The 24738-nt window shown below is 73.6% G+C and carries 22 protein-coding genes; 12 read left to right on the top strand and 10 right to left on the bottom strand.

Annotated features, from left to right (window positions below; genetic code table 11):
- The first annotated feature begins 12 nt into the window (after window positions 1-12).
- The 3 genes from ACWGJ2_RS11175 to ACWGJ2_RS11165 are packed head-to-tail and all read left to right on the top strand — an operon-like array spanning window position 13 to window position 3286.
- Window positions 13-1131, top strand: coding sequence for a FecCD family ABC transporter permease (locus ACWGJ2_RS11175; RefSeq protein ID WP_453345757.1), 1119 nt, complete (start codon window positions 13-15; stop codon window positions 1129-1131).
- A complete protein-coding gene (locus tag ACWGJ2_RS11170; protein WP_453345756.1) occupies window positions 1128-2297 on the top strand; it encodes a FecCD family ABC transporter permease in 1170 nt (389 codons plus the stop codon). Before ACWGJ2_RS11175 ends, ACWGJ2_RS11170 begins: the two co-directional genes overlap by 4 nt.
- Window positions 2294-3286, top strand: coding sequence for an ABC transporter ATP-binding protein (locus ACWGJ2_RS11165; RefSeq protein ID WP_453345755.1), 993 nt, complete (start codon window positions 2294-2296; stop codon window positions 3284-3286). Before ACWGJ2_RS11170 ends, ACWGJ2_RS11165 begins: the two co-directional genes overlap by 4 nt.
- Window positions 3287-3336: 50 nt before the next feature.
- On the opposite strand, the gene ACWGJ2_RS11160 is transcribed toward ACWGJ2_RS11165, so the two are convergent.
- Complete coding sequence (locus ACWGJ2_RS11160; RefSeq protein WP_453345754.1) at window positions 3337-4587, bottom strand: FAD-dependent monooxygenase; 1251 nt, start codon at window positions 4585-4587, stop codon at window positions 3337-3339.
- 82 nt (window positions 4588-4669) lie between these two features.
- Here ACWGJ2_RS11160 and ACWGJ2_RS11155 point away from each other — a divergent pair, with 82 nt between their 5' ends.
- Window positions 4670-5266 carry a TetR/AcrR family transcriptional regulator C-terminal domain-containing protein gene (locus ACWGJ2_RS11155; protein ID WP_453345850.1) on the top strand — a complete coding sequence of 199 codons (597 nt, stop codon included), beginning with the start codon at window positions 4670-4672 and terminating at the stop codon, window positions 5264-5266.
- A 155-nt stretch (window positions 5267-5421) separates the two neighbouring features.
- On the top strand, window positions 5422-6198 hold the full coding sequence (locus ACWGJ2_RS11150; RefSeq protein ID WP_453345753.1) for a metallophosphoesterase family protein: 777 nt from the start codon (window positions 5422-5424) through the stop codon (window positions 6196-6198).
- 5 nt (window positions 6199-6203) lie between these two features.
- On the opposite strand, the gene ACWGJ2_RS11145 is transcribed toward ACWGJ2_RS11150, so the two are convergent.
- The gene (locus tag ACWGJ2_RS11145) at window positions 6204-6890 is read right to left on the bottom strand and encodes a class I SAM-dependent DNA methyltransferase (protein WP_453345752.1); all 687 of its coding nucleotides are present in this window, start codon (window positions 6888-6890) and stop codon (window positions 6204-6206) included.
- Window positions 6891-7143: 253 nt separating this feature from the next.
- Between ACWGJ2_RS11145 and ACWGJ2_RS11140 the strand changes: the two genes are divergently transcribed.
- Complete coding sequence (locus tag ACWGJ2_RS11140; protein ID WP_453345751.1) at window positions 7144-8313, top strand: PP2C family protein-serine/threonine phosphatase; 1170 nt, start codon at window positions 7144-7146, stop codon at window positions 8311-8313.
- Here the strand turns inward: ACWGJ2_RS11140 and ACWGJ2_RS11135 are convergent.
- The 4 genes from ACWGJ2_RS11135 to ACWGJ2_RS11120 all read right to left on the bottom strand — a co-directional run bounded on the left by ACWGJ2_RS11135 (window position 8273) and on the right by ACWGJ2_RS11120 (window position 12620).
- Window positions 8273-9307: an iron-siderophore ABC transporter substrate-binding protein gene (locus ACWGJ2_RS11135; protein ID WP_453345750.1), complete on the bottom strand. Its 1035-nt coding sequence runs from the start codon at window positions 9305-9307 to the stop codon at window positions 8273-8275. The two genes, ACWGJ2_RS11140 and ACWGJ2_RS11135, sit on opposite strands and share 41 nt — an antisense overlap.
- 19 nt (window positions 9308-9326) lie before the next feature.
- Entirely contained in the window at window positions 9327-10151 is an 825-nt protein-coding gene (locus ACWGJ2_RS11130) for an ABC transporter ATP-binding protein (RefSeq protein ID WP_453345749.1), read from the bottom strand.
- Window positions 10152-10383: 232 nt separating this feature from the next.
- Window positions 10384-11478: a FecCD family ABC transporter permease gene (locus ACWGJ2_RS11125; protein WP_453345748.1), complete on the bottom strand. Its 1095-nt coding sequence runs from the start codon at window positions 11476-11478 to the stop codon at window positions 10384-10386.
- A 35-nt stretch (window positions 11479-11513) separates the two neighbouring features.
- The gene (locus ACWGJ2_RS11120; protein WP_453345747.1) at window positions 11514-12620 is read right to left on the bottom strand and encodes a FecCD family ABC transporter permease; all 1107 of its coding nucleotides are present in this window, start codon (window positions 12618-12620) and stop codon (window positions 11514-11516) included.
- A gap of 173 nt (window positions 12621-12793) precedes the next feature.
- Here ACWGJ2_RS11120 and ACWGJ2_RS11115 point away from each other — a divergent pair, with 173 nt between their 5' ends.
- Window positions 12794-13459, top strand: coding sequence for an MSMEG_1061 family FMN-dependent PPOX-type flavoprotein (locus ACWGJ2_RS11115; protein WP_453345746.1), 666 nt, complete (start codon window positions 12794-12796; stop codon window positions 13457-13459).
- A gap of 40 nt (window positions 13460-13499) precedes the next feature.
- On the opposite strand, the gene nrfD is transcribed toward ACWGJ2_RS11115, so the two are convergent.
- From nrfD to fdh, 3 genes are read right to left on the bottom strand one after another with little or no spacing between them, the layout of a single operon-like run.
- A complete protein-coding gene (gene nrfD, locus ACWGJ2_RS11110; protein ID WP_453345745.1) occupies window positions 13500-14540 on the bottom strand; it encodes an NrfD/PsrC family molybdoenzyme membrane anchor subunit in 1041 nt (346 codons plus the stop codon).
- Window positions 14537-15541 carry a 4Fe-4S dicluster domain-containing protein gene (locus ACWGJ2_RS11105; RefSeq protein ID WP_453345744.1) on the bottom strand — a complete coding sequence of 335 codons (1005 nt, stop codon included), beginning with the start codon at window positions 15539-15541 and terminating at the stop codon, window positions 14537-14539. The genes nrfD and ACWGJ2_RS11105 overlap by 4 nt, the downstream gene beginning before the upstream one ends.
- Window positions 15538-18873 carry a formate dehydrogenase gene (gene fdh / locus ACWGJ2_RS11100; protein ID WP_453345743.1) on the bottom strand — a complete coding sequence of 1112 codons (3336 nt, stop codon included), beginning with the start codon at window positions 18871-18873 and terminating at the stop codon, window positions 15538-15540. Before fdh ends, ACWGJ2_RS11105 begins: the two co-directional genes overlap by 4 nt.
- A 233-nt stretch (window positions 18874-19106) precedes the next feature.
- Here fdh and ACWGJ2_RS11095 point away from each other — a divergent pair, with 233 nt between their 5' ends.
- Window positions 19107-20288, top strand: coding sequence for a zinc-dependent alcohol dehydrogenase (locus ACWGJ2_RS11095; RefSeq protein ID WP_453345742.1), 1182 nt, complete (start codon window positions 19107-19109; stop codon window positions 20286-20288).
- Between the two features lie 79 nt (window positions 20289-20367).
- Here ACWGJ2_RS11095 and ACWGJ2_RS11090 read toward each other — a convergent pair whose 3' ends face one another.
- Window positions 20368-20952 (bottom strand): isochorismatase family cysteine hydrolase, encoded by a 585-nt coding sequence (locus tag ACWGJ2_RS11090; protein WP_453345741.1) that lies wholly within the window; start codon window positions 20950-20952, stop codon window positions 20368-20370.
- 125 nt (window positions 20953-21077) lie between these two features.
- On the opposite strand from ACWGJ2_RS11090, the gene ACWGJ2_RS11085 reads away from it, so the two are divergent.
- From ACWGJ2_RS11085 to ACWGJ2_RS11070, 4 genes are all read left to right on the top strand, one after another.
- Complete coding sequence (locus tag ACWGJ2_RS11085; protein ID WP_453345740.1) at window positions 21078-22061, top strand: SDR family NAD(P)-dependent oxidoreductase; 984 nt, start codon at window positions 21078-21080, stop codon at window positions 22059-22061.
- Window positions 22058-22987, top strand: a complete 930-nt coding sequence (locus ACWGJ2_RS11080) for an SDR family oxidoreductase (RefSeq protein WP_453345739.1) — start codon at window positions 22058-22060, stop codon at window positions 22985-22987. The genes ACWGJ2_RS11085 and ACWGJ2_RS11080 overlap by 4 nt, the downstream gene beginning before the upstream one ends.
- Before the next feature lie 300 nt (window positions 22988-23287).
- Entirely contained in the window at window positions 23288-23569 is a 282-nt protein-coding gene (locus ACWGJ2_RS11075; RefSeq protein ID WP_453345738.1) for a hypothetical protein, read from the top strand.
- A gap of 62 nt (window positions 23570-23631) precedes the next feature.
- Window positions 23632-24651 (top strand): Ppx/GppA phosphatase family protein, encoded by a 1020-nt coding sequence (locus tag ACWGJ2_RS11070; protein WP_453345737.1) that lies wholly within the window; start codon window positions 23632-23634, stop codon window positions 24649-24651.
- The last annotated feature ends 87 nt before the right edge of the window (window positions 24652-24738 follow it).

The following is a 24738-nucleotide window of genomic DNA, read 5'->3' as shown; positions in this document are numbered from 1 at the left end:
TAGGCTAACCTAATGCTTCCTGTGCTCCGGGGCAGCCCCGACGTCACCAACAGCGCGGATTCCCCGCCAACGGCTACGGCCCGACGGGCTGGGCGGGCCCGTCCAGCCGCTGGGCGCCGCACAGTGCTGTGGGCCGCGCTCGCCCTCACCGCCGCGCTGCTCGTCCTCGCGCTGCTCTCGCTGCTCATCGGCACGGGCGACGCGCCCGCGGGGCGCGCCCTCGCCTATCTGCTCGGCGACCCCGGTGCCCGCGCGGACGCGCAACTCCAGCTCGCCGTCGGCGACGTGCGGATGCCGCGCACCTTCGCCGCCGTCGTGGTCGGCGCCGGACTCGGCACGGCGGGCGCGCTCCTCCAGGCCGTCACCCGCAACCCGCTGGCCGAGACCGGCCTGCTCGGCGTCAACGCGGGCGCGGCGGCGGGAGTCGTCACGGGACTCACCTGGGCCGGGGTGAACTCCGCCTACGGAATGCTCGGCTGGGCCCTCGCTGGCGGACTCGCCGCCAGCGCCGTGGTGCTGCTGATCGCCGCCTCGGGGCGCGCGGCGGGCTCGCCGCTGCGGCTGGTGCTGGCCGGGTCCGCGCTCGGCGCCACCTTCCACGGCGCGACCGCCTATGTGCTGCTCGGCAGCCGCTCCACCTTCGACGAGTACCGCTACTGGACCATCGGTTCGCTGGCCGGGGTGGACGCCTCGGCGGTACGGGCCATGGCCCCCGTCGTCGGCGTCGGGCTGCTGTGCGCGCTGCTCACCGCGCGGCCCGTCTCCGCGCTGGCACTCGGCGACGACGCGGCGCGGGCCCTGGGCCACCACCCGGGCCGTGTCCGGCTCGCCGCCGTCGGCGCTGTCACCCTGCTGACCGGCGCCGCCGTCGCGCTGGCCGGGCCCATCGCCTTCCTCGGCCTCCTCGCCCCGTACGCGGCACGCGCCCTCGCCGGGCCGCGCATCGTGGCGCAGCTGCTCCTCTCCGCGCTCGTCGCCGCCGATGTCACGCTCGCCGCCGACGTCCTGGCGCGCGTGGTGATGCGGCCCTGGGAGACGCCGGTGAGCGTGCTGCTGGCGCTGCTCGGCGGGCCGTTGCTCATCTGGATCGCCCGCACGGACAGGGGCACGCTGACGGGAGGCGCGGCATGACACCACGTCAGGAAACGGAACCGGATGCGGAGGTGCCGGAGGCCGGTCCCGGGCCGTCGGAGGGCACCCTGCCCGCCCCGCCCGGCCCGCAGACGCCGCACGCTCCGCACCCACCCCTCACCCCGCCCGACAGCGTCGTCGTCCGCTTCCGCACCTTCTCGTGGCTCTTCCCGCCGCGCACCGCGCTCGTCGCCGTCGGCCTCGGGCTCGTCATCGCGGTCGTCGTCGTGCTGGGCACCCTCGCCAGCTCCAGCGGCATGAGTTTCGGCCAGAGCGTCGGCGGGCTGCTGGGCACCGGCGACAGCCTGGACGTCATGCTCGTGCGCGAGTTCCGACTGCCGCGCGTCGTCGTCGGGCTCATGGTCGGCGCCGCGCTCGGCGTCTCCGGCTGCCTCACGCAGGCGCTGGCGGGCAACCGGCTCGCGACCCCGGACATCATCGGCGTCAACGAGGGCGCGACCGCCGTCGTCGTCGCCTCCGTCGTCGGCTCCTCCACCGCGATGATCGGCGACTGGTGGCTGGGCCCCATCGGCGCAGCGGCGGCCGCTGCGCTCGTCACGCTGCTCGCGGGCGGCACCGGGACGCGCGGCTACCGCGTGCTCGTCGTGGGCATCGGCGTCTCCGCCGTCGTCGGCGCCGTCACCGATCTCGTGCTCTCCCGGCAGAACGACAACACCGCGGGCGGGGTGTTCCTGTGGAGCGTCGGCAGCCTCAGCGGCCGTGACCTCGCCGTCGCGCTGCCCCTCGCGCTCTGCCTGGTCCCGCTGCTGCCGCTCTCGCTCGTCGCCGGGCGGCGGCTGGACGTCCTCCGGTTCGACGACGAGACCGCCGCGTGCCTGGGGCTCTCCGTGCCGAAGGTGCGGGGTGTCGCGCTGGCGCTGGCCGTCGCGCTCGCCGGGGTCGCCGTCGGCATCGGCGGACCCGTCTCCTTCGTGGCACTGGCCGCGCCCGTCATCGCAGGGCGGCTCGCGGGTCCCGCGCGCGTGCCGGTGCTCGGCTCGGCCCTCACCGGTGCCGCGCTGGTGGCGGCGGCCGACGCGCTGGGCCGCGTCATCGCTCCCGTAGAGATACCCGTCGGTGTCGTCACCAGCGTGCTGGGCGGCCCCTTCCTCCTGTGGACGCTGCTCGGCCGCCGTGGTGTGGACGCGACAGCGGGAAAGGCATGACCCACGTGACAGCCCCCACCCCCACCGGCCCGACGACCGCCCCCGCCGGGGAAGACGCCCCTTCGGCCCCGGCCGCCCCGGCCGTGCGTGCCGCCCCCGACCCGGCCACCGCTGACGGCACCCGCAACCCCGCGCTGGAGGTGTCCGGGCTCACCGTCGGCTACGCGGAGCACACCGCCGTGCGCGACGTCACCTTCGAGGTGCCGCAGGGCCAGGTCCTCGCGGTCGTCGGGCCCAACGGCTGCGGAAAGTCCAGCCTGTTGCGCGCCGTCGCCCGGCTGCACAGGCCGGACACGGGCACCGTGCGCGTCGGCGGCACGGACGTGTGGCGGCTGCGGCAGCGCCAGGCCGCGCACCGGGTCGCGCTCCTCCCCCAGTCCCCGCGGGCGCCCGAGGCGGTGACCGTCGCCGGGCTCGTGCGCTACGGCCGTCATCCGCACCAGGGACTGCTGCGCCAGTGGTCGCGGGAGGACGAGCGCGCCGTGCGGGACGCGCTCGACGCCACCGGCACGGCGGCGCTCGCCGGGCGCCGCCTCGACACCCTCTCCGGCGGGCAGCGGCAGCGGTGCTGGCTCGCGATGGCCCTCGCCCAGCAGACCCCGCTGCTCCTGCTGGACGAGCCGACGAGCGCGCTCGACATGGGGCACGCGCTCGAAGTCCTGGAGCTGGTACGGGAGATCGCCGCGGGCGGGCGGACCGTCGTCATGGTGCTGCACGACCTCGCGGCGGCGGCCCGCTGGGCCGATGGCCTCCTCGCCATGCGCGACGGCCACATCGTCGCCTCGGGCCCGCCCCGGACGATGCTGGACGCGGCGCTGGTGCAGGAGCTGTACGGGGTACGGGCCGACATCGTCCCCGCGCCCTCGGACGGTTCGCCGGTCGTGGTGCCCGTCGCCAGGACCGCCGCGCAGGGGGAAGCGGCGACGGCCGGTGCCGGGCCGGAGCGGGAAGCCGAACCGGAACCGGCAGCGGAACCGGAACCGGGCTGACCGACGGAAAGCCGCTCGCGACGGCCATCGGCCCCGGTGTCCGGCCGCTTTCAGCCGGCGCTGACCGGTGCCGGGTTCCCGGGGAGCTGCCGGCCTCCGCCGCGGTCCTCCTTCGAGAAGCGCGCGACGAGACCGGGAACGCGCAGGAAGCAGGCCAGCGCGGTGGCGGCCTGGAAGGCGGCGATCGCACGCCGGGTCGTCGGCATGGCCAGGCGCAGGAGACGCGGATTCACTTCGCCCTGGATCCTGTCGACGAAGGGCCGCAGCACGCTGTCGTAGTTCGCCAGCGCGGCCGGCAGGTCGCCCGGGTGCCGGTTGATCTCACCGGCCAGGACGTGGGCGCCCACCAGGCCACCGGAGACGCCCATGCCGCTGTAGGGGGAGGCACAGTGGGCGGCGTCACCGGCGAGGACCACGCGCCCCTTGGACCAGGTACCGGTCCGGACCTGGACGACCTCCTGGGAGTAGAAGAACGGACTCGTCCGCATGCCGTCGATGAAGCGCCCTGTCTGCCAGCCCGCGTCGCGGAACCTGCTCGCCCAGAACTCCCGCTGGCGCTCGACGGGTTTCCGGTGGATCGCTGAGGCTTCCTCCGACTCCTCCCGCAGCACGAAGTACACCTGGGTCTCGGCCGGGTTGTGGCTGCGGCGCATGATCTGACGGCCGCCCGGAGCCATGTAGGTGTCCCGGATATTGCCGTCGGACGCTGTGCGCGGGATGAACCAGTAGGCCATGTGGATGCCGACGCGCCAGTACGGGTCGAAGTCCGCGGCGAGTATCGCCCGGCGGATGCGCGATCCCTGCCCGTCCGCGCCCACCAGGAGGTCGAACTCGCCGGAGGAGCCATCGGAGAAGTGCGCGACGACCCGCTGTTCGTCCTGCTCGAAGCCGTCCACGCTCACACCGAAGACGTACTCGGTGTCGTCCTTCGACGCCTCGTACAGGATGCGCACCAGGTCACCGCGCATGATCTCGTACTCGGATGTGAGGGTCTGCCTGCCACGTCCTGAGGTGTTGGCCATGATCGTCGCCCTGGCCCTGCCGCGCGCGTCGACGAAGGCGACACCCGCCTCCTCCACGAGCTTGCCGCGGACGGCGTCGAGAAGCCCCATCCGCTCGACGGCCTCGATGCCCTGCCCCCGGAGATCGACCTGCGCGCCCGTGGCCCGCAGCGCCGGAAAGCGTTCGACGACGGTCACCTTGTGGCCGCCCCGCGTGAGCCAGAAAGCCAGCGCCTGGCCTGATATCCCGCCCCCTGCGACAAGGACCCGCAGGGGGCGCGCTCCCGATCCGTCGGCCATGCCCGTCACCCCAAAAATCTATCGGTGAATGATTCCTTTTCGAGAGTTGTCTATCAGTGATAGATTTGTCAATGTGACCAAGATGAACCGTGAGATCGTCGTCTCCGGAGCGCTCGATCTGCTCGACGAGGTCGGCCTGGACACGGTCAGCACCCGGCGGCTGGCGAAGCGGCTGGGCGTCGAACAGCCCTCGCTCTACTGGTACTTCCGCACCAAGAAGGACCTCCTCGCCGCCATGGCGGAGGCGGCGATGGCACCGCACGCCGCCGCCCCGCTGCCGATGCCCGGCGACGACTGGCGCGACTGGTTCCTGGACAACACGCGGAGCTTCCGGCGCACCCTGCTGATGCGCCGGGACGGCGCACGCCTCCACGCGGGCAGCACCCCCGCCAACGACCTCGACCGGATCCGCCGCAAGATGGACTTCCTGGTCTCCTCCGGGGTGCCCGAGCGGGACGCGCGGATGGCGATGCTGGCCGCCGGCCGTTTCACGGTCGGCAGTGTCCTGGAGGAACAGGCGGACGCCGGGCCCGGCGACGGCTCGGAGCTACCGGCCGACATGCCCGTGATCGACCACGAGTCGGCATTCGAGGCCGGTCTGGCCCTCATCCTGGACGGCCTGGTCCACCGCACCGCGACGCGGGCCGACGGTCATGGGTCCCGCGCGGACGAGGGGTGAGCCCGTGGGCGATGGCGTCCGTCCGGGCCGACAGGACCGGCCCGGCGCGAGGCCCGTAGTCCGTAGCCCGTAACGGAGGCGGAGGCGGAGGCGGCGGGTTCGCTCCGCGCGCAACCCGCCACCCGCACCGCCCGGCGGCCCTACCGTCCACCCGTATGACGTCACATGTCGCGGTCCTGTCCGACATCCACGGAGTGCTGCCCGCGCTGGAGGCCGTGCTCGCCGAGCCCGACGTACGTGCCGCCGACCGGATCGTCCTGACCGGCGACCTGGCCGCGGGTCCGCTGCCCGTGGAAACCCTCGACGCGCTCGAAGCACTCGGCGAACGCGCCCTGTGGATACGGGGCAACGCCGACCGCGAACTGGCCGAGGCCCGCCCCACGGGCGATCCCGTCACCGACTGGGCGGCGGGCCGCATCAGCGCCGCACAGCGCGCGCGGCTCGCCGCCCTGCCGCTCACCGCCGAGCTGGACGTCGAGGGACTCGGCCGCGTCCTGTTCTGCCACGCCACCCCGCGCGACGACGCCGAGGTCGTGCTCGTCGACTCCCGCACCGAGCGCTGGAACGAGGTCACCGCCGGGCTCGACGCGGGTGTGGGCACCGTGGTGTGCGGCCACACGCATGTGCCGTTCACCCGCGTCGTGCACGGCCGCACGGTCGTCAACCCGGGCAGCGTCGGCATGCCCTACGGACGTCCCGGCGCACACTGGGCCCTGCTCGGGCCCGGCATCACGCTGCGCCGCACGCCCTACGACTACGCGGCGGCGCGGGCCCGCATCGCCGCCGCCTCGGCCTTCCCCGACGCGGACGCCTGGGCCGGGGAGTACGTCCACGCCCGTTCCAGCGCGGAGGACGCGCTCGCCGCGTTCGGCCCGCACGACGGGCGGTGCGACGGGCAGGGCGACAGGCGGTGCGACAGGCGGTGCGCGTAACCGTCTCAGCGGGCCCGCAGCGCCCAGTACTGGGCGCGTTCCGTGCCGATGTAGGGCGCGTCCTCCACATGGCGCAGCAGGTCCAGGCGGCCCGCGTTGGCGAGTTCGCCGACGTGGGAGGCGAAGCCGGAGGACTCCGCGTAGCTGTCGCGGGTGTTCACCAGGACGAGCCCGCCAGGCGCCGTCACCCGCAGCAGCGCGGACAGTGCCTCAGGCCGCACATGTCCCGGCGCGAAGACACCGGAGCACAGGGTGGCGTCGTAGGTGCGCTCGGGCAGGGTCTCGGGGCGGTTCAGATCGACGCCGCCCCACAGCGTGCCGTAGGCGCCGGTGCCGCGGGCCCGCTCGACCATCTCCTCGCTCAGGTCGAAGCCGTCGAGCGCGTACCGGCCGTGCCGGGCCAGCGCGACGCCTATGAGCCCCGTGCCGCACCCGGCGTCGAGCAGGCTCGCCCGCTCCCTCGCGCCCCGGGGCCACTGCGCGGACAGCTCGACGAACAGTTCGCACATGAACTCCGGTGCGTCGTACCGCTCGCCGAGCACGTCCCTGTCGTAGGTGCTCGCCCAGTCCCTGTAGTGGGCCTCGATCGCCTGCGCCGTTCCGTCCAGGGCGTGCGCCCGCTCGATGCTCGTCCGGCCGTCCGTCATCCGCGCCTTCACCTCGTCCTCGTCGTCCGCTCCGGCGCGCGTCACGTGCCGCGTGGCCGTCTCCGCGCGCCGGGTTCGACGGAGCCTCCCCAGTCGGCCACCCCGTAACCCGTGCCCCGTCGCTCGCACGGGCCACACCCGTACGGCGTACGGACCGGGCCCGGAACGGCGGAGTCGAGCGCCAGGTGCGTCACTCGCGGGGGCCACGCGGGTCGCCGCGCGGCCCCGGCTGGCGTGGAATCGGAGGGACACCCGCCGTCGGCCGGGCACGCCGGCGCGGGCACGAGGAAAGGACGCGATGGACCGGCTCAGAGACCGAGCACCCGCGCGGGTGAAGTGGGTACCGCCGGTCATCGTGCTGGCGGCGGTGGTCATCGACATCTGGGCGCCGGACTACATCAGCGGTACGGCGTTCTACTGCCTCGCGTGCGTGCTGGCCGCCGCGGTGTCCTCCTTCCGCTACACGATGTCGGTCGTGCTGACATGCTGCGCCGCCGTCCTCGTCGGATACCTCGCGCCCGACGTCTTCCAGTTGCCGCCGGACGAGCAGGTGATCCGGCCCGCGAGCGTACTGGTCGCCGGGCTGATCGGCATCGACCTCAACCTCGCGTTCTCCCGCACCGAGCGGCGCCTCGGCCTCGTCCGCACCGTCGCGGAGGAGTTGCAGCGCGTCGTGCTGCCCGTGCCGCCGGTGCAGGTGGGCCCCGTGCACATCGCGTGCCGGTACGAGGCCGCCGACACGGAGGCCCACATCGGCGGGGACCTCTACGCGGTCCAGGACACCCCCTACGGCATGCGCATGCTGATCGCGGACGTGCGCGGCAAGGGGCTCCCGGCGGTCGCCGTGGTCTCGGTGCTGATCGGCGCGTTCCGTGAGCGGGCCGGCGAGGAACCGGAGCTGGCGGGGCTCGCCGTGCGCCTGGACGAGGCGCTGAACCGGGAGCAGTCGGCCGAGGCGGACCCCATTCCGTCGGAGGCGTTCGCGACGGCGCTGCTCGTCCAGGTGTCGCCCGACCACACCTCGCTCCAGATCCTGAACCGCGGCCATCCCGGCCCGTATCTGATCGAGGGCTCCACGGTCTCCGAGCTGCCCACCCGCGAGACGGGCCTGCCCCTGGGCATGGGCGCCCTCGCCTCCCAGCAGGTGCCCCCGCAGCCCGAGACGGTGCCCTTCCCTCCGGGCTGCGAGGTGCTGTGTCTGACCGACGGGGTGACCGAGGCCCGGAACGGGAAGGGCGACTTCTTCGACCCGCTGGTGAACTGGCGCCCCGAGCCGCAGCTCAGCCCGGAGGGCCTGATCACCTCGCTGGTCGGCGCCGTCACCGACTGGGCGGGCGGGACCCGGCACGACGACATGGCACTGCTCGTCATGGCCCACGACGGCACGGCGTCCGACGGCACCGCGTCCGAGGGTGCCGGGGCGGCGCTCAGTCGCCCTTCTTCAGCGCCTCCGAGAAGAGGGGCGTGACCTTCTTGAGCGCGTACGGCAGGGACAGCACCGTGTTGGTGGCGAAAGCCGAGCTGATCGAGCGGTCATCGAAGATCACGGAGCGGCCGTCCTCGACGGACGGCACCGCCTGGTACAGCGGGTCATCGGCGATCTTCTCGGGCTTCACTCCGATGGGGGTCATGACGGTCAGGTCGGCGTCGAGGAGGTTCAGCTTCTCGCGGGAGATGTCGATGGAGAAGCCCTTGCCGGCCCGCTTCTGCACGGCGGGGCTGTTGCGGAAGCCCAGGGCCTCGGCGAACTCGACCCGGCCGCCGCCGCGCACGTAGGCGCCGTAGCCGCCGCCCGAGTAGGCGCCCAGGGTGATCGTCTTCCCCTTGAACTCGGGGTGCGCCTCCGCCGTCTCGCGGAAGTGCGCGTCGGTCTGCTTCTTCAGCTCCTCGCCGCGCTCGGAGCGGCCGAGCGCCTTGGCGACCATGGAGAGCTGCCGCTGCCAGGAGAGCTTGTACTGGTCGCCGCCCGAGGGTGCGGAGACGGTGGGGGCGATCTTGGAGAGCATCTCGTTGCGCGCGCTGTCGCCGCTGGACTTGGTGTCCAGGATCAGGTCGGGCTTGAGCGCCGCGATCTTCTCCAGCTCAGGTTCCAGGGTGCCGATCAGCTTCGGCGACTTGTCGTACTTCCCCTTGGCCCAGGGGCCCACGCCGTCGCCGCCGAAGGCGAGCCAGTCGCTGGCGCCCACCGGCTGCACGCCGAGCGCGAGCGCGGTCTCCGCGTCGCCCCAGCCCAGGGCGACGACGCGCCGGGGCTCCCGTTCCACCGTGACGTCGCCGAACTTCGTGGAGATCTTCGCGGGGAAGGCGCCCTCGGCGGCTCCTCCTTCCGTGTCCGACGTCGCCGTGCCGCCGTCCTGGGAGCCGCCGCAGGCGGCGAGGGGGACGACGAGGAGCGCGGCGAGGAGACCGAGTCCCGCTCGTCTGCGGAGGGATGGGGCCGGGGAAACGCTTCTACCGATCATGAGCTTAGGTTAGCCTCACCTAAATACTTTTCGGTACCTGGGCCTCGTCACAGTGGTGACGGCCCACCGGGACGATCAGCGGAGTCCCCGAGACGGGGTCGGGCGTCAGCGCGCAGCGCAGCCCGAACACCTCGGAGACGGTCTCCTCCGTGACGACATCTGCGGGCGGCCCCTCGGCCCGCACCTCTCCCCCGCGCATCGCGACGAGGTGGTCGGCGTAGCGGCAGGCCAGGTTGAGGTCGTGCAGCACGACGACGATGGTCGTGCCGTGCGTGCGGTTGAGGTCCGTGAGCAGATCCAGCACCTCGATCTGGTGCGTGATGTCGAGATACGTCGTCGGCTCGTCGAGCAGCAGCAGGTCCGTGCGCTGGGCCAGGGCCATCGCGATCCACACCCGCTGACGCTGCCCGCCGGACAGCTCGTCGACGTCGCGTGCGGCCAGCTCCGCCACGTCCGTGGCCCGCAGCGCCTCGGCCACGGCCTCCTCGTCCTCCTCCGTCCAGCGCCGGAACCAGCCCTGGTGGGGGTAGCGCCCCCTGCTGACGAGGTCGGTGACGGTGATGCCGGCGGGCGCGACGGGGCTCTGCGGCAGGATGCCGAGCGTGGCCGCGACCTCCTTGGGCGGCAGGCCGTGGATGCTCTCACCGTCGAGCCGCACCACACCGGCCGAGGGCGCGAGCAGCCGGGCCAGACCGCGCAGCAGGGTCGACTTCCCGCAGGCGTTGGGGCCGACGATCATCGTGATCCGGCCCGGAGGTATCTCCAGCGAGAGGCCGCTGATGACCTCGCGGGAGTCGTAGGCGAGCCGGAGGTCCTCCGTGCTCAGCGTGTGCCCTGCCGTCATCGCCCCTGCTCCGATCCGTTCCGGCCCGATGTGGCGCGGCTCGATGTGGCGCCGCTCGATGCGTCGCGACCCGATGTGTCGCGGGATGTGTGGCTGCTCGACGGGTTCCGGCCCGATGTACCGCCGCCCGGTCCGTTCCGGCGCCCGATCCGTCCCGGCCCGGCCTGGCCCGTTCCGCGAGCCCGGCCCCGCGCCCGCTCGCGCGTGCCGTGCGGGGCACGCCGTGTGTCCGTCATCCGCCGCGCCCACCCCTGTTGGACCTGGCCAGGAGCCAGAGCAGATAGGGCGCACCGACCACGCTGGTGACCACGCCCACGGGGAACTGCCGGGCGCCGAGCAGGTGCTGCGCGACGAAGTCGGAGGCCAGCACGATCAGCGCGCCCGTCAGGGCCGAGGGCACCAGCGCCGGATCGTCGCGCCGCAGCAGCCCGCGCGCGAGGGGCCCCGCCACGAAGGCGACGAAGCCCACGGGCCCTGCGGCGGCCGTCGCAACACCGACGAGCGCCACCGCGCACAGGAGCAGCAGCACACGTGCGCGCTCCGTGCGGGCGCCGAGCCCCCTGGCCGTGTCGTCGCCGAGTTGCAGCACCTTGAGCGCCCGTGACCCGGCCGCCGTCAGCGGCAGCAGGACGGCGAGGGCCACCAGGAGGGGCACCGCGTGGGACCAGTCGCGGCCGTTGAGGCTGCCCGTGAGCCAGACCTTGGCCTGTTCGGCGACGACGGTCTCCGAGAGCGTCATCGCGTACGAGACGACGCTCATCAGCACGGCGGAGACCCCGACGCCGACCAGCACCAGCCGGTACCCGGTCACGCCCCGGCGCCACGCGAGCAGATGGATGAGCGCGGCGGCCAGCACGGCGCCGGCGAGCGCGCTCGCCGAGACCGCGGCGCCGCCCAGGCCGAACAGCGCGATCGCCGCCACGGCGGCGGCGCTCGCCCCGGCGCTCACGCCGATGACGTCGGGGCTGGCCAGGGGGTTGCGCAGCAGCGTCTGGAAGACCGCGCCCGACAGGCCGAAGGCCACCCCGACGAGGATGCCGGTGAGCGCCCTGGGCAGCCGCAGCTCCAGCACGATGAAGTCGGCGCCGCCCGTGCCGCCGCCCGCGAGCGCGGCCAGCACGTCGGACAGCGGGAGCGTGAGGTCCCCGTACGCGAGCGAGCAGCACAGGGCCGCCGCGAGCGCGGCCAGCAGGCCGAGCGAGACGGCCAGGGTGCGGCGCGTGTGTGCGCGGCGGCTGCGGCGTACGGCGCGCAGCGCCGCGCGGACGGCGTCCCCGGCCGCGTCCTGGACCAGGGGCGAGGAGGCCGCCTGCGGCGGCGGGTCCATGGGCACGGGTTCCCTCTTCGCGGGCACGGGTTCCCTCACAGCTCGGCCTGCTTGCGCCGTCGCACCAGCGCGATGAACGGGGGCACGCCGACGACGGCGGTGACGATGCCGACCTGCAACTCGCCCGGCTGCGCCACGAGTCGGCCGAGCACGTCGGACACCAGCAGCAGCGAGGGCGCCAGCAGCGCGGCGTAGGGCAGGATCCAGCGGTGGTCGGGCCCGGTGATCATGCGCGCCACGTGCGGGACGACCAGTCCGACGAAGGCGATGGGGCCCGCGACGGCCGTGGCCGTGCCGCACAGGACGACAACGGCCGCCGCCGACAGCGCCCGTACGACACCTACGCGCTGGCCCAGGGCGCGCGCCACGTCGTCGCCGAGCGCGAGAGCGTTGAGGAACCGGCCGCAGAGCAGGGCGCAGACCGTGCCGACGGCGAAGAAGGGCGCCGCCTGCCACAGCAGGTCCGCTTCCCGCCCGGAGAGCGCGCCGACCTGCCAGAAGCGGTACTGCTCGAAGACGTCGGTGTCCGACAGCAGGACGACCGTGGTCACCGAGCCGAACGCCGCCGTCGTGGCCGCGCCCGCCAGAGCGAGCTTCACCGGCGTGGCACCCTCGCGGCCCATCGCGCTGACCCCGTACACGAGCACGGCGGCGACCAGCGCGCCCGCGAACCCGAACCACACATACCCGGTGAGCGCGCTCACGCCGACCACGTGGATCCCGAGGACCACGAACAGTGCTGCGCCCGCGTTGACTCCGAGGAGGCCTGGGTCGGCCAGCGGGTTGCGCGCGACGCCCTGCATCACGGTGCCCGCGAGTCCGAGCGCGACGCCGACGAGCAGCCCGGCGACGGTGCGCGGCACGCGCAGCTCGGCGACGATCAGATGGTCCTTGTCCGACGGGTCGTGGTGCAGCAGCGCGTCGAGCACGGTGCGCGGGGGCAGGCTCTGCGCGCCGAGCGCGAGGCTCGCGGCCACCGCGAGCAGCAGCACGACGGCCGCGGCGAACAGCCCGGCGACGAGGGCAGGACGGGCCCGCGACGCGCGCGGGGTCCGCGCCGCCCGTGCCGTCGGTCCCGTCCGTGCCGCTCGCGCGAGGCGTGCGGCGGGCTCGCCTGTACGGTTCACTTCCGTGCTCACCATGCCCCGGAGCCGCGCGGCACGGTCCCCGTTCCGGTTCTGCTGCCGCTCATACACCTTTGCCGATCACTGAAACTTAGGGCAGGCTACCCTAATCGCACATCACCGGTACCGGCCGCACCACCGCCACCACCGGAGCGGCGACGGTGAACGGACAGGCGAGCAGAGGGTCACGGATGCACAGCGGCAGCACGGTCGGTACGGATGGCGCGCGTCACTCGCACGAGGCGGACACGGCGGACACGGCGGACGGAGCCCCGCGCGTCGCGGACCCGCTCGCGTGGCCCGACTGGCCGGACTGGCCCGACCAGGGCGGCACGCTCGTCACCAGCGAGGCCGAACTGAGCGCCCTGGTGGGCGAGCCGCACCCGATCGTCATCGACAAGGTGACCTCGCGGCTGGGCGACGTCGAGCAGCGGTGGCTGCGCAGCTCACCGTTCGTCTTCCTGGGCACCTCGGCCGACGACGGCACGTGCGACGTGTCGCCGAAGGGGGACCCGGCCGGGTTCGTGGAGATACTCGACGACCGCACGATCGCGATACCCGACAGGCCGGGCAACCGCCGCGTCGACGGCTGGCGCAATCTGCTCACCAACCCGCACCTCGGGCTGATCGCCCTCGTGCCGGGCCAGGGCATGACCCTGCGGGTCAACGGGCGCGCCCGGCTGGTCCGCGACGCCCCTTTCTTCGACCGTCTCGCCCTCGACGGGCGCCCTCCGGCCCTCGCGCTGCTCCTCCGCACCGACGAGGTCTACTTCCACTGCTCGCGGGCGCTCACCCGCTCCGGGGTCTGGAACCCCGAGACCTGGGACCCCGACAGGGTCGGCGCCAAGGGCGGCTAGACCGCCGACCAGAGCGCCGGGTCAGGGATGTGACGGGGGCTCAGCTCCCGTCATCCGGCGCGCGCTCGCGCTCGGCCTCGCGGGCGCGCAGCCGCTCCCGCTGCGGCACCACCGTGTACTTGGGATCCTGTGCCGACTGCCTGCCCGCGTGGAAGACCGCGAGGCGCGTGCAGAGGGAGGCGCCGAGCAGTGCGGCGCCCGAGGCTCCCGGGACCACCGCCACGCTCCGGCCGCTCCGGCCACTTCGGCCGCTCCGGCCCAGCAGCGCGCCGAGCGCTCCCCCGGCCGACAGCAGCTTCGCCGCCCGCATCAGCCGCCCCGCCGTGCCCTCGCGGTAGGTCTCGGCGACCACACCGAGCCGGGTCTCCATCGCCTTGACGGCCACCGCCTCGACTGCGGCGCCGAGCAGCGCGGCACTGCGCGCGGGCCCGTGCTCCCGTGGCGGTGCGACGAGCAGGGCCATGCCCGCCGCCGCTGACGTGGCCGAAGCGGTGAAGACGAAGGGCAGTTCGCGGTAGGCGCCGTGCCACGCGGGCACCGCCGTGTCGGCGGCGAGCACGGCGGTGTAAGCGGCGACGGCGGGTCCGAGCAGCGCGGCACCCACGGTCGCCGTGCGTCCGGCGCGCGGCAGCAGTCCGGTGAGATCGGAGACGGCGGCGGCGCCCGCGGCCGGGCCGTAGGCGGCGAGCAGCCAGGAGCCGACGCTCATGGGCGAGGTGGGCTTGAGGACGCGGAGCATGTTGACGAAGCGCGCAGGGCGGCCCAGGTCGTGGATGAGCGCGGCTGCGGACCCCGCGACGGCCACCGTCGAGGAGACCTTCAGCGCCCGCGCCGTGGCGCTCCTGCCCGTCAGATCCGCGCCCGCCGCGAGGACCGAGCCCGCTCCGGCGAGACCGCCGAGGAAGAAGTAGCCGCCGATGTTCAGGGGCTTCCACGCGGGGGTGTTGAGGACGGGCCTGCCGTAGTACGAGGTGAACTCGGCGTCCGGCACCACCGTCCGCTCGCCCTTGCCCCTGCCCTTGCCCCGGCGTCCGCGCCTGCCGCCCCCGCCGCCTCCGTCGCGCCGTTCCGCCGCGCTCACAGGGCGCCCCTCCGTCCCGTACCGCCGCAGGGACGCGCGTGCGCGGCGAACACGGCGGCGAGGCCCCCGAGAAGGGTGAGTGCCGCGGCTCCCGCGTGCCGCCACATCGCGGGCAGGTCGCGAGTGGTGACGACGGGGTCGGGCGGCAGTCCGTAGACCTCGGGTTCGTCGAGCAGGAGGAAGAACGCACCGTCGCCGCCGACGCCGTCCTCCGGGTCGTGGCCGTAGAGCCGCGCCTCCGGCACTCCGGCCCGGTGCAGTTCTTCGACTCGCGCGGCGGCGCGTTCGCGCAGCTCGTCCAGGGGGCCGAACTGGATGGACTCCGTGGGGCACGCCTTGGCGCAGGCCGGTTCCTGGCCCGCGCCGAGCCGGTCGTAGCACATCGTGCACTTGAAGGCGCGGCCGTCCTCGGGCCGCTGTTCGATGACGCCGTAGGGACACGCCGGCACGCAGTAGCCGCAGCCGTTGCAGATGTCCTCCTGCACCACGACGGTGCCGAACTCGGTGCGGAAGAGGGAGCCCGTGGGGCACACGTCGAGGCAGGCGGCGTGGGTGCAGTGCTTGCACACGTCGGAGGACATCAGCCAGCGCAGCTCGGTGCGTCCCTCGGGCGCGGGCGGCGCCTCCCCGGGCTCCGTCACCTCGGCCGGGGCGGCGGGGCCGCCCGCCGCGAGCGCGAACACGTCCACGTCGCCGTGGTCGACGGCGGCGTCAGTGGCCGGGACACCCAGCGGCCTGCTCTGCTCGATGAACGCGACATGGCGCCAGGTGGAGGCGCCCAGGCCCTCGCTGTTGTCGTAGCTCATGCCCGTGAGCGCGAGGCCGTCCTCGGGCAGCGCGTTCCACTCCTTGCAGGCCACCTCGCACGCCTTGCAGCCGATGCAGACCGAAGTGTCCGTGAAGAAGCCGACACGCTCCGGGTGCCCGGTGTGGCCCGCGTCCCCGGAGGGGTCGGGCTCGGCCCCCGCGAGCAGGTTGCGGCCGACGAGGGAGCCGGTCATCCCCGTACCTCCGTTCCGGTGTGCTCCGTGATGCCCGCGCGCGTCCGGTACGCGTCGAGCAGTTCCCGCAGCGCGGGCCCGCGCGGGCGGCGGCCCGGACGGATGTCGGCGGTCAGTGCCTTGACCTCCTGGATGTGCACGTTGGGATCGAGCGCGACGGAGGTCAGTTCGTTGGCCGCGTCGCCGCGCACGAGCCCGTTGGCGCCCCAGTGGTAGGGCAGCCCGATCTGGTGGATGTCGCGCCCGCCCGCCCTCAGCGGGGTCATCCGCTCGGTCACCAGCACCCTCGCCTCGACGGCGCCGCGCGCCGTGACGAGGGTGGCCCATCCGGCGTGGTCGAGGCCGCGTTCGCGGGCGAGCTGCGGGGAGACCTCGCAGAAGAACTCGGGTTGCAGCTCGGCCAGATACGGCGACCAGCGCGTCATGCCGCCCGCCGTGAAGTGCTCCGTGAGCCGGTAGGTGGTGACCACGTAGGGGAAGACCGGGGAGCCCGCGTCGTCGCCGCTGGGGTGGTAGCGGTTGTGCTCGCGGGCGAAGGTCTGCCGGACGGGGCTGCGCTGCTGCCCGGGGTGCAGCGGGTTGCGCACCGGGGAGTCCTGCGGCTCGTAGTGGGTGGGCAGCGGCCCGTCGACGAGCCCGGCGGGCGCGAACAGCCAGCCCTTGCCGTCCGCCTGCATGATGAACGGGTCGACACCGCTGAGCGCGTCGGGCCCCGTCGCGTCGGCGGCCGGGCGGAAGGAGGGCGGCCGGTCCTCGATGAAGTCGGGGTTGTCGTGGCCCGTCCAGCGTCCGTCCTCGCCGTCCCACCACACGAGGGCCTTGCGCGCGCTCCAGGGCGCCCCTTCCGGGTCGGCCGAGGCGCGGTTGTAGAGGATGCGCCGGTTCGCGGGCCAGGCCCAGGCCCACTCGGCGGCGATCCAGTCCTGCTGGGTGTGCGGCTTCTTGCGTGCGGCCTGGTTCACGCCGTCGGCGTAGACACCGCAGTAGATCCAGCAGCCGCACGATGTCGAGCCGTCGTCCCGCAACTGCTGATAGCGGGTCAGCGGGGCGCCGTCGGGCCCGTGTCCGTTGATCTCGGCGAGCACCGCCTCGGCGACGGGCTCCTCCAGCGGCCCCTCGACGGGATAGTCCCAGGTCAGGTCGAGCACCGGGCGGTCCATGGGCGCCGTCGAGCCGCGCAGCTTCTCCCGTACGCGCCTGCCCAGGTGGTACATGAACCACAGATCGCTGCGCGCCTCGCCGTCGGGCTCCTTGGCCGGGTGGTGCCACTGGAGCATGCGGTTGGTGTTGGTGAAGGACCCGGCCTTCTCGGTGTGCGAGGCGGCCGGGAAGAAGAAGACCTCGGTGCCGATGTCCTCCGTGCGCAGCTCGCCGGTCTCGGTCTCGGGGCCGTCCCGCCACCACGTCGCCGACTCGATGAGCGAGAAGTCCCGTACGACGAGCCAGTCGAGGTTCGCCATGCCCAGGCGCTGCATCCTGGCGTTGGCCGAGCCGACGGCCGGGTTCTCGCCCAGCAGGAAGTAGCCCTTGCACACGCCGTCGAGCTGCGCGAGGACGGTCTCGTAGGTGCTGTGCGAGCCGGTGAGCCGGGGCAGGTTGCCGAAGAGGTAGTCGTTCTCGGCCGTGGCCGCCTCGCCCCAGTACGCCTTGAGCAGGCTGACGAGATACGCGCCCATCTCGCCCCAGAAACCCTTGTCGGTGCGCATGGCACGGACGAAGGTGTCCAGGTCCTCGTGGGCGTGCGCGTGCGGCATCGGGATGTAGCCGGGCAGCAGGTTGAACAGGGTGGGGATGTCGCTGGAGCCCTGGATGCTGGCGTGCCCGCGCAGCGCCTGGATGCCGCCGCCCGGACGGCCGATGTTGCCCAGGAGGAGCTGGAGCACGCAGGCGGTGCGGATGTACTGGGCGCCGACGGTGTGCTGCGTCCAGCCCACCGCGTAGGCGAAGGCGGAGGTACGGTCGCGGCCCGAGTTCGCCACCAGCGCCTCGCAGACCTCCAGGAAGGTCTCGCGCGGCACACCGCAGACCTCCTCGACCAGCTCGGGCGTGTAGCGCGCGTAGTGGCGCTTGAGGAGCTGGAAGACGCAGCGCGGGTGCTGGAGTGTGCGGTCGTGGCGGCGCGGGCCCGTGACGGCGGGGCCGCCCGAGCCGTGCGACTCGGCGTGGCCCGAGGCGCCGGTCCTGGCGCTGTCGGCGGGCGGCAGGTCCGTGTCGCCGGGCGGGCGGTCGGCACCGTCACCGGCACCGGCACCATCTGCGGGCGCGTCCGCGCGCTCCTCGTACAGCGCGTCCCGCTCCCCCGCCGCCGCCTGCACCAGGCCGCCCTCGTACTGCCAGGTGTCGACGTCGTAGTGCCCGGTCTCCTCGTCGAGCCCGGAGAAGATGCCGTCGAGGTCCTCGGTGTCCTGGAAGTCCTCGCCGACGAGGGTCGAGGCGTTGGTGTACTCCAGCACGTACTCGCGGAACTCCGAGCCGGTGCGCAGCACGTGGTTGATGATGCCGCCGAGGAAGGCGATGTCGGTCCCCGCGCGCAGCGGCACGTGCAGATCCGCCAGTGCGCTGGTGCGCGTGAACCTCGGATCGACGTGGATGATCTTCGCGCCGCGCGCCTTGGCCTCCATCACCCACTGGAAGCCGACGGGGTGCGCCTCGGCGAAGTTGGACCCCTCGATGACGATGCAGTCGGAGTGCTGGAGGTCCTGGAGGAAGGTGGTGGCGCCGCCGCGTCCGAAGGAGGTGCCGAGCCCGGCGACCGTCGAGCTGTGGCAGACCCTGGCCTGGTTCTCGATCTGGACCACGCCCAGGGCCGTGAACAGCTTCTTGATCAGGTAGTTCTCCTCGTTGTCGAGGGCCGCGCCGCCCAGGGTGGCCAGCCCCAGCGTGCGGTTGACCCGCGTCCCGTCGCGCTCCTCCTCCCACGTCTCGCGCCGGGTGCGGACGACCCGTTCGGCGACCATGTCCATCGCCGTGTCCAGGTCGAGCCGCTCCCAGTCCGTGCCGTAGGGGCGCCGGTAGAGCACCTCGTGGCGGCGCGCGTCGCCCGTGGTGAGCTGGAGGGTCGCCGAACCCTTGGGACACAGGCGTCCGCGGCTCACGGGCGAGTCCGGGTCGCCCTCGATCTGGACGACCTCGTCGTCCTTCACATAGACGTTCTGGCCACAGCCCACGGCGCAGTAGGGGCAGACCGACTTCACGACCCGGTCCGCCTCGTCCGTGCGCGCCCGCAGGTTCCTGGTGCGGGCCGAGGTCACGGCCGCGCCTCTGCCCAGCGGATCCGCCCCGGCCAGTTGCCGGTACACGGGCCAGTCCTGGATCCAGGTGCGCACGCCCATCCCACGTCCTCCCACAGGTCGGCCCTGACCGCCGCCGCGCCCGGGTGCCGTACGCACCCGGGTGCCGTGTGTGCGGACCACCAGTTCCCCGCTCGGGGCACCTGACACGTCGCCCCGGCGAGATGGGCCCGTAAGGCGCAGCCGAGGTGGCGGACCGCGGACGCACATCGGGTCACGTATGACGGGTCCCGGCACGGGTACGCGGAGGGCCCCGAGCGGAGGTGGTGGCTCTGATGAAGGCACTCGTCTGGCACGGAAAGCGCGACGTGAGGGTGGACGAGGTCCCGGACCCCGCCGTCCAAGAGCCGACCGACGCGGTCATCCGGATCACGTCGAGCGGCCTGTGCGGCTCCGACCTGCACCTGTACGAGGTGCTCACCCCGCTGATGACGGAGGGCGACATCCTTGGTCACGAGCCGATGGGCGTGGTCGAGGAGGTGGGCGCCGAGGTGACACACCTGTCGCCCGGCGACCGCGTGGTGGTGCCGTTCCAGATCGCGTGCGGCTCGTGCTTCATGTGCGACCGGGGCCTCCAGACCCAGTGCGAGACCACGCAGGTGCGCGACCAGGGGTCGGGCGCGCCGCTCTTCGGCTACACCAAGCTCTACGGTTCGGTACCCGGCGCACAGGCGGAGTACCTGCGGGTGCCGCAGGCGCACTACGGCCCGGTGAAGGTCCCGGAGGGCCCGTCGGACGACCGGTACCTGTTCCTGTCCGACGTGCTGCCCACCGCGTGGCAGGCCGTCGAGTACGCGGCCGTGCCCAAGGGCGGCACGCTGGTGGTGCTCGGTCTCGGGCCCATCGGCGACATGGCCTGCCGCATCGCGCTGCGGCGGGGCGCCGAGCGCGTCATCGGCGTCGACCTGGTGCCCGAGCGGCTGGCGCGCGCCCGCGCGTGGGGCGTGGAGGTGCTGGACCTGACGCACCACGAGGACCTCCCGGGTGCCGTCCGCAACCTCACCGAGGGGCGCGGGCCCGACTCCGTCGTCGACGCCGTCGGCCTGGAGGCACACGGCAGCCCCGGCGGCAAGCTGTTGCAGACCCTGGGCGGCATGCTCCCCGGCAGGCTGGCCGAGCGCGCCGTGGCGACGGTGGGCGTCGACCGGCTCTCGGCCCTGCACCACGCCATCGACATCGTCCGCAGGGGCGGCACGATCTCACTGAGCGGCGTGTACGGGGGCGCGGCCGATCCGCTGCCCATGCTCACCCTCTTCGACAAGCAGGTGCAGATGCGGATGGGTCAGGCCAACGTGCGGCGCTGGGTGCCCGACATCCTGCCGCTGCTCACCGACGAGGACGTGCTCGGCGTCGACGAGTTCGCCACGCACCACCTGCCGCTTGAGCGGGCGCCGCACGCGTACGACATGTTCCAGAAGAAGGCCGACGGCGCGGTGAAGGTGGTGCTGCGGCCCTGACACGGGCGGGTCCCGGCCCGGCCCTCCCGGGGCCGGGTCAGCGGGGCGACGGGTCAGCGGGGCGGCGCGTGCCGCCGCGTCAGCCCCCGGTCTTCAGCACCACCTCGTCGGCCCCGCACACCTCTGCCGACATGTTGCGGGACATCATGCGCAGCGCCGCGTCGGCCAGGTCCTCGTGGATGTGGGCCACCGCGTCCCGGGGCACGCACACCTCCAGGTGCCGGATGTGGGCGTCCAGCGCCGAGTACAGCACGCACTGCTCGGTGACCTGCCCGCACAGCACGACCCTGCGGATGCCGCGCTGGAACAGCAGATACTCCAGCGGCGTCTGGTAGAAGATCGAGTGCCGTGCCTTGACGACGAACAGCGACTCGGCGTCGGGCCGGATGGGCTCGACCAGTTCGGAGTGCGGGCTCTGGAGCACGGTGTCCAGGATCTCGTCGTGGTGCGAGCGCCACCTGCCGAAGTTGTCGTTGACGTAGATCACCGGGGTGCCCTCGTCACGCGCGCGGTCGATCAGCCGCCGCATGGGCGGCAGCGCGCGCCGCACCGAGGGGATCAGCTCCGCCGCGTCGCGGTGCTCGTAGGCGTTGATCATGTCGATGACGATCAGCGCCGTCCCGTCGCCTTCCTGGCCGTGCACGTCACGTTCCTGGCCGTTCATGCTCTTCACCATCCCGTCCGGCTTCCCCCTCCGCCAGTCCATGAACACGCGGGCCCCGTGTGTGACGGGACGGATCGGGGGAACCGCCGGAGACAGTCACCTCCGCATCTGAGAGGGGAACCTTCATGGGGACGCTACGCGGATCGTCCGTCCTGGTGACGGGCGGTTCCAGGGGCCTCGGGCTGCTGCTGGCGCGACAGTGCGCCGAGCGGGGCTGCGACGTCACGATCGCGGCCCGCGACGAGGAGGAGCTGGAGCGCGCCGTGGCACTGCTGCGGGAGCGGCCGGGCGGCGGCACGGTCACGGGAAGCGTGTGCGACGTACGGGACCGCGCCGCGGTACGCGATCTGGTGGCCGCGACGGCCGAGCGGCAGGGCGGCCTCGACGTGGTGCTGGCCAACGCCGGCATCATCCAGGTGGGCCCGGCCGAGGCCACCGGCGCCGACGGTTTCCGTGACGCCATGGACACGATGTTCTTCGGCGCCCTGCACGCCTCGCTGGAGGCCCTGCCGTATCTGCGCGAGAGCCGCGTGGGCGGGCGGCTCGGGCTCGTCGGCTCGGTCGGCGGGCTGCTCCCCGTCCCGCATCTGCTGCCCTACTCGTGCGCGAAGTCGGCCGTGGGCGCACTCGCCGAGGGGCTGCGCACCGAGCAGGCGGAGCACGGCGTCAGTGTCACCGCCGTACGCCCCGGGCTGATGCGGACCGGTTCCCATCTCCAGGCGGAGTTCGGGGGCGACGCCGACCGCGAGTACGCCTGGTTCGCCACACTCGCGGGGTTGCCGCTGCTCTCGATGAACGCGGAGCGCGCCGCCGAGCGCATCGTCTCCGCCGTCGAGCGCAGGCGCACCAGGCTGGTGCTCACCCCGGCGGCGAAACTGGGCGGCAAGGCGTACGGGCTCGCGCCCGTGCTGGTCACGCGCGTCAACTCGGTCGTCGCACGGCTGCTGCCCGACGCCGCCCCCGGCGGCGGAGGCACCGTCAAGGGCGCACTCGTCGCGCGCGGGGAGGGCGCGGGACGCACCAGGTGGCAGGCGGCACTGAGCGCCCTCAACGACCGCGCTTCCCGGCGCTTCAACGAGACAGGCCCGCGACACCGGAGGCACCCATGAACACCCCCCGCACCGACGGCAACGGCCCCGGCAGCCACGGCGAGCGCGGCGGCCACAGCGACCACCCGTCCGAGCAGCACCCCAAGCCCGCCTTCGCGCAGCAGGACCAGCCGCACCCGGGCGACACGGAGCGCATGGACCCGCGGCCCGACCACGGCGAGGACTCCTACCGGGGCAGCGGGCGGCTGACGGACAAGTGCGCCGTCATCACCGGCGGCGACTCCGGCATCGGCCGGGCCGTGGCGCTCGCCTACGCGCGCGAGGGCGCCGACGTCCTCTTCGGCCACCTCCCCGAAGAGGGCGAGGAGGGCCGCGAGACGGCCCGGCTGGTGGAGGACGCAGGGCGCCGCGCGGTGGCCGTGCCCTGCGACATCAGGGAGGAGGCCGAGTGCCGACGGCTCGTGGACCGCGCCGTCGGGGAGTTCGGGCGCATCGACGTGCTGGTGAACAACGCGGCCTACCAGATGGCGCAGAAGGACGGCATCGACGGCATCACGACCGAGCAGTTCGACCGCGTCGTGCGCACCAACCTCTACGGCATGTTCTGGCTGTGCAAGATGTCGCTGCCGCACATACCGGAGGGCGGCAGCATCATCAATACGACCTCGGTGCAGGCGTACCGCCCCGGTCCGCACCTCCTGGACTACGCGACGACCAAGGGCGCCATCGTCACCTTCACCCACGGTCTGGCGGCCAATCTCGCCGAGCGCGGCATCCGCGTCAACGCCGTGGCCCCTGGCCCCGTGTGGACCCCGCTCATCCCGGCGACACTGCCCGACACCTCGCACTTCGGCGAGCAGAGCCCGCTGGGGCGCCCGGCGCAGCCCGCCGAGCTGGCGCCCTCGTACGTGTTCCTGGCCTCGCGCGACGCGAACTACGTGACCGGCGAGATCCTCAACGCCACCGGGGGCACACCGCTGCCCTGAGCGGCAACGGTGCGGGGGGATACGGGGAGGGGGTCGGCGCATGAAGATTCCCTCATCCCGCGCTCACCGGTGCCTCACGCCCCGTGGCGATGCTGGAGGCCACGGTGCCGTACGAGCGCGAAGGGGCTGAGGACATGGGGACCGTCCGCCGCACACGGGTCCGGGACGCCGGGACTCGGGCGGGCGAGCGCATAGGCGGGGGCGCCGCGCCACGTCGAACGCCTGCCGAGGCAGGCGCGGCGGCGCAGCGGACGCCCTGACAGGTCCGTCCCCCGCCCGGCCCCCACCGCTGGAGGCAGCATGCCCGCCGACCCCCTCGCGTTCGTCCACGCCTTCGTCCGCGCCCAGGCGTACTCCGCCGACGACCCCGACTCTTCGGACGACCCTGCCGACCCTGCCGACGACCGCCCGCCCCGTTCCACACACCGCGCACAGCCCACCCGGTCCACCGGGCCCGCCCGCACCGCCCGCACTGCCCGGCACGGCAGGACCGGGGTGCCGGAGCAGTCGGCCCGCACCGCCCGGAACCGCGGCTCCCAGCCCCGCGACGCCGCGCTCTCCCGCCCCGTGAAAGGTGAATAAACGGTTAACTCCGGGTGGTCACCAGGGTGTACGCGCCGGAGGTGAGGGGTACCGAGCTGACCATGCGATTAGGCGTTGTCGATGTGGGTTCGCGCACGGTCAGGCTGCTGGTGGCTGAAGGGGACGGAGCTGTTCCGCTCCCCCTGCACACGGCCAAGCACCGGTTGCGCCTGGCAGACCACCTCGGACCCGACGGCTCCCTCTCAGAGGAGGCCGTGGGCGAGCTGGCCCGTGCCGTGGGCGAGGCCCACGGGGAGGCGCGGCGCTGGGGCGCCGAGCCGCTCGTGTTCGCCACCTCCATCGTGCGGGACGCCGCGAACAAGCAGGACGTGGTGCGCACCGTGCGCGAGCGCACCGGGGTCCCCCTGTGTGTGATGTCGGGCCAGGCCGAGGCGGAGTTCACCTTCCTCGCGGCGCGCCGCTGGATGGGCTGGCGCGCGGGCCCGATGCTGCTGCTGGACATCGGCGGCGGCGCGCTGAAGGTGGGCTTCGGGCGCAGCGGTGTGCCCGATCTGGCCGTCTCGCTGCCGCTGGGCGCCGGGCACCTCACCCGGCAGTTCCTCGGCGAGTCCGACCCTCCGGACCCGGAGGCCCTGCGGGCCGTGCGCCGCGAGGTACGCCACCGGCTGCGCGACTTCGCCGCGCGCATGCAGTGGGAACGCCCGCTCACCTGCGTCGCCACCTCACGCACCTTCCAGCAGCTCGCCCGGCTGTGCGGCGCCCCGCCGGGCCGCGAGGGCCCCTTCGCGCAGCGTCTGCTCCACCGGCGCGATCTGCGCGCCACCGTGCGGCGGCTCGCCGACACCCCCGCCGACGAGCGGGCCGAGCTGCCGGGCATCTCGGCGGCGCGCGGGGCGCAGTCCCTGGCGGGCGCCGTCATCGCGCACACCGCGATGAAGCTGCTGGGCGTCCGTACGGTCACCATCTGCCCCTGGGGGCTGCGCGAGGGCATCCTGCTCAAGCACCTTGAGGGCGGCGACGCGACCTGGTGGAACCTCACGCACGGGCTCGGCGGCGACGCCGCGAACGGGCCGCGCGGCCAGGTGGACATGCGCCTCCCGTCCTCGCGCTCCCTGTCCTGAGCCCGCCGCCGCAACCGCCCGGCACCCGGCTGGCCGTCCGGCTCCCGGGCGCACTCCGCCATCCGGCGCGCGGCGGCCCGCGCTCGT

The organism is Streptomyces sp. NPDC054796, from assembly GCF_053611545.1.
The sequence above is the reverse complement of the archived record's forward strand: the minus strand, read 5'-3'. Positions and strand labels throughout refer to the sequence as shown.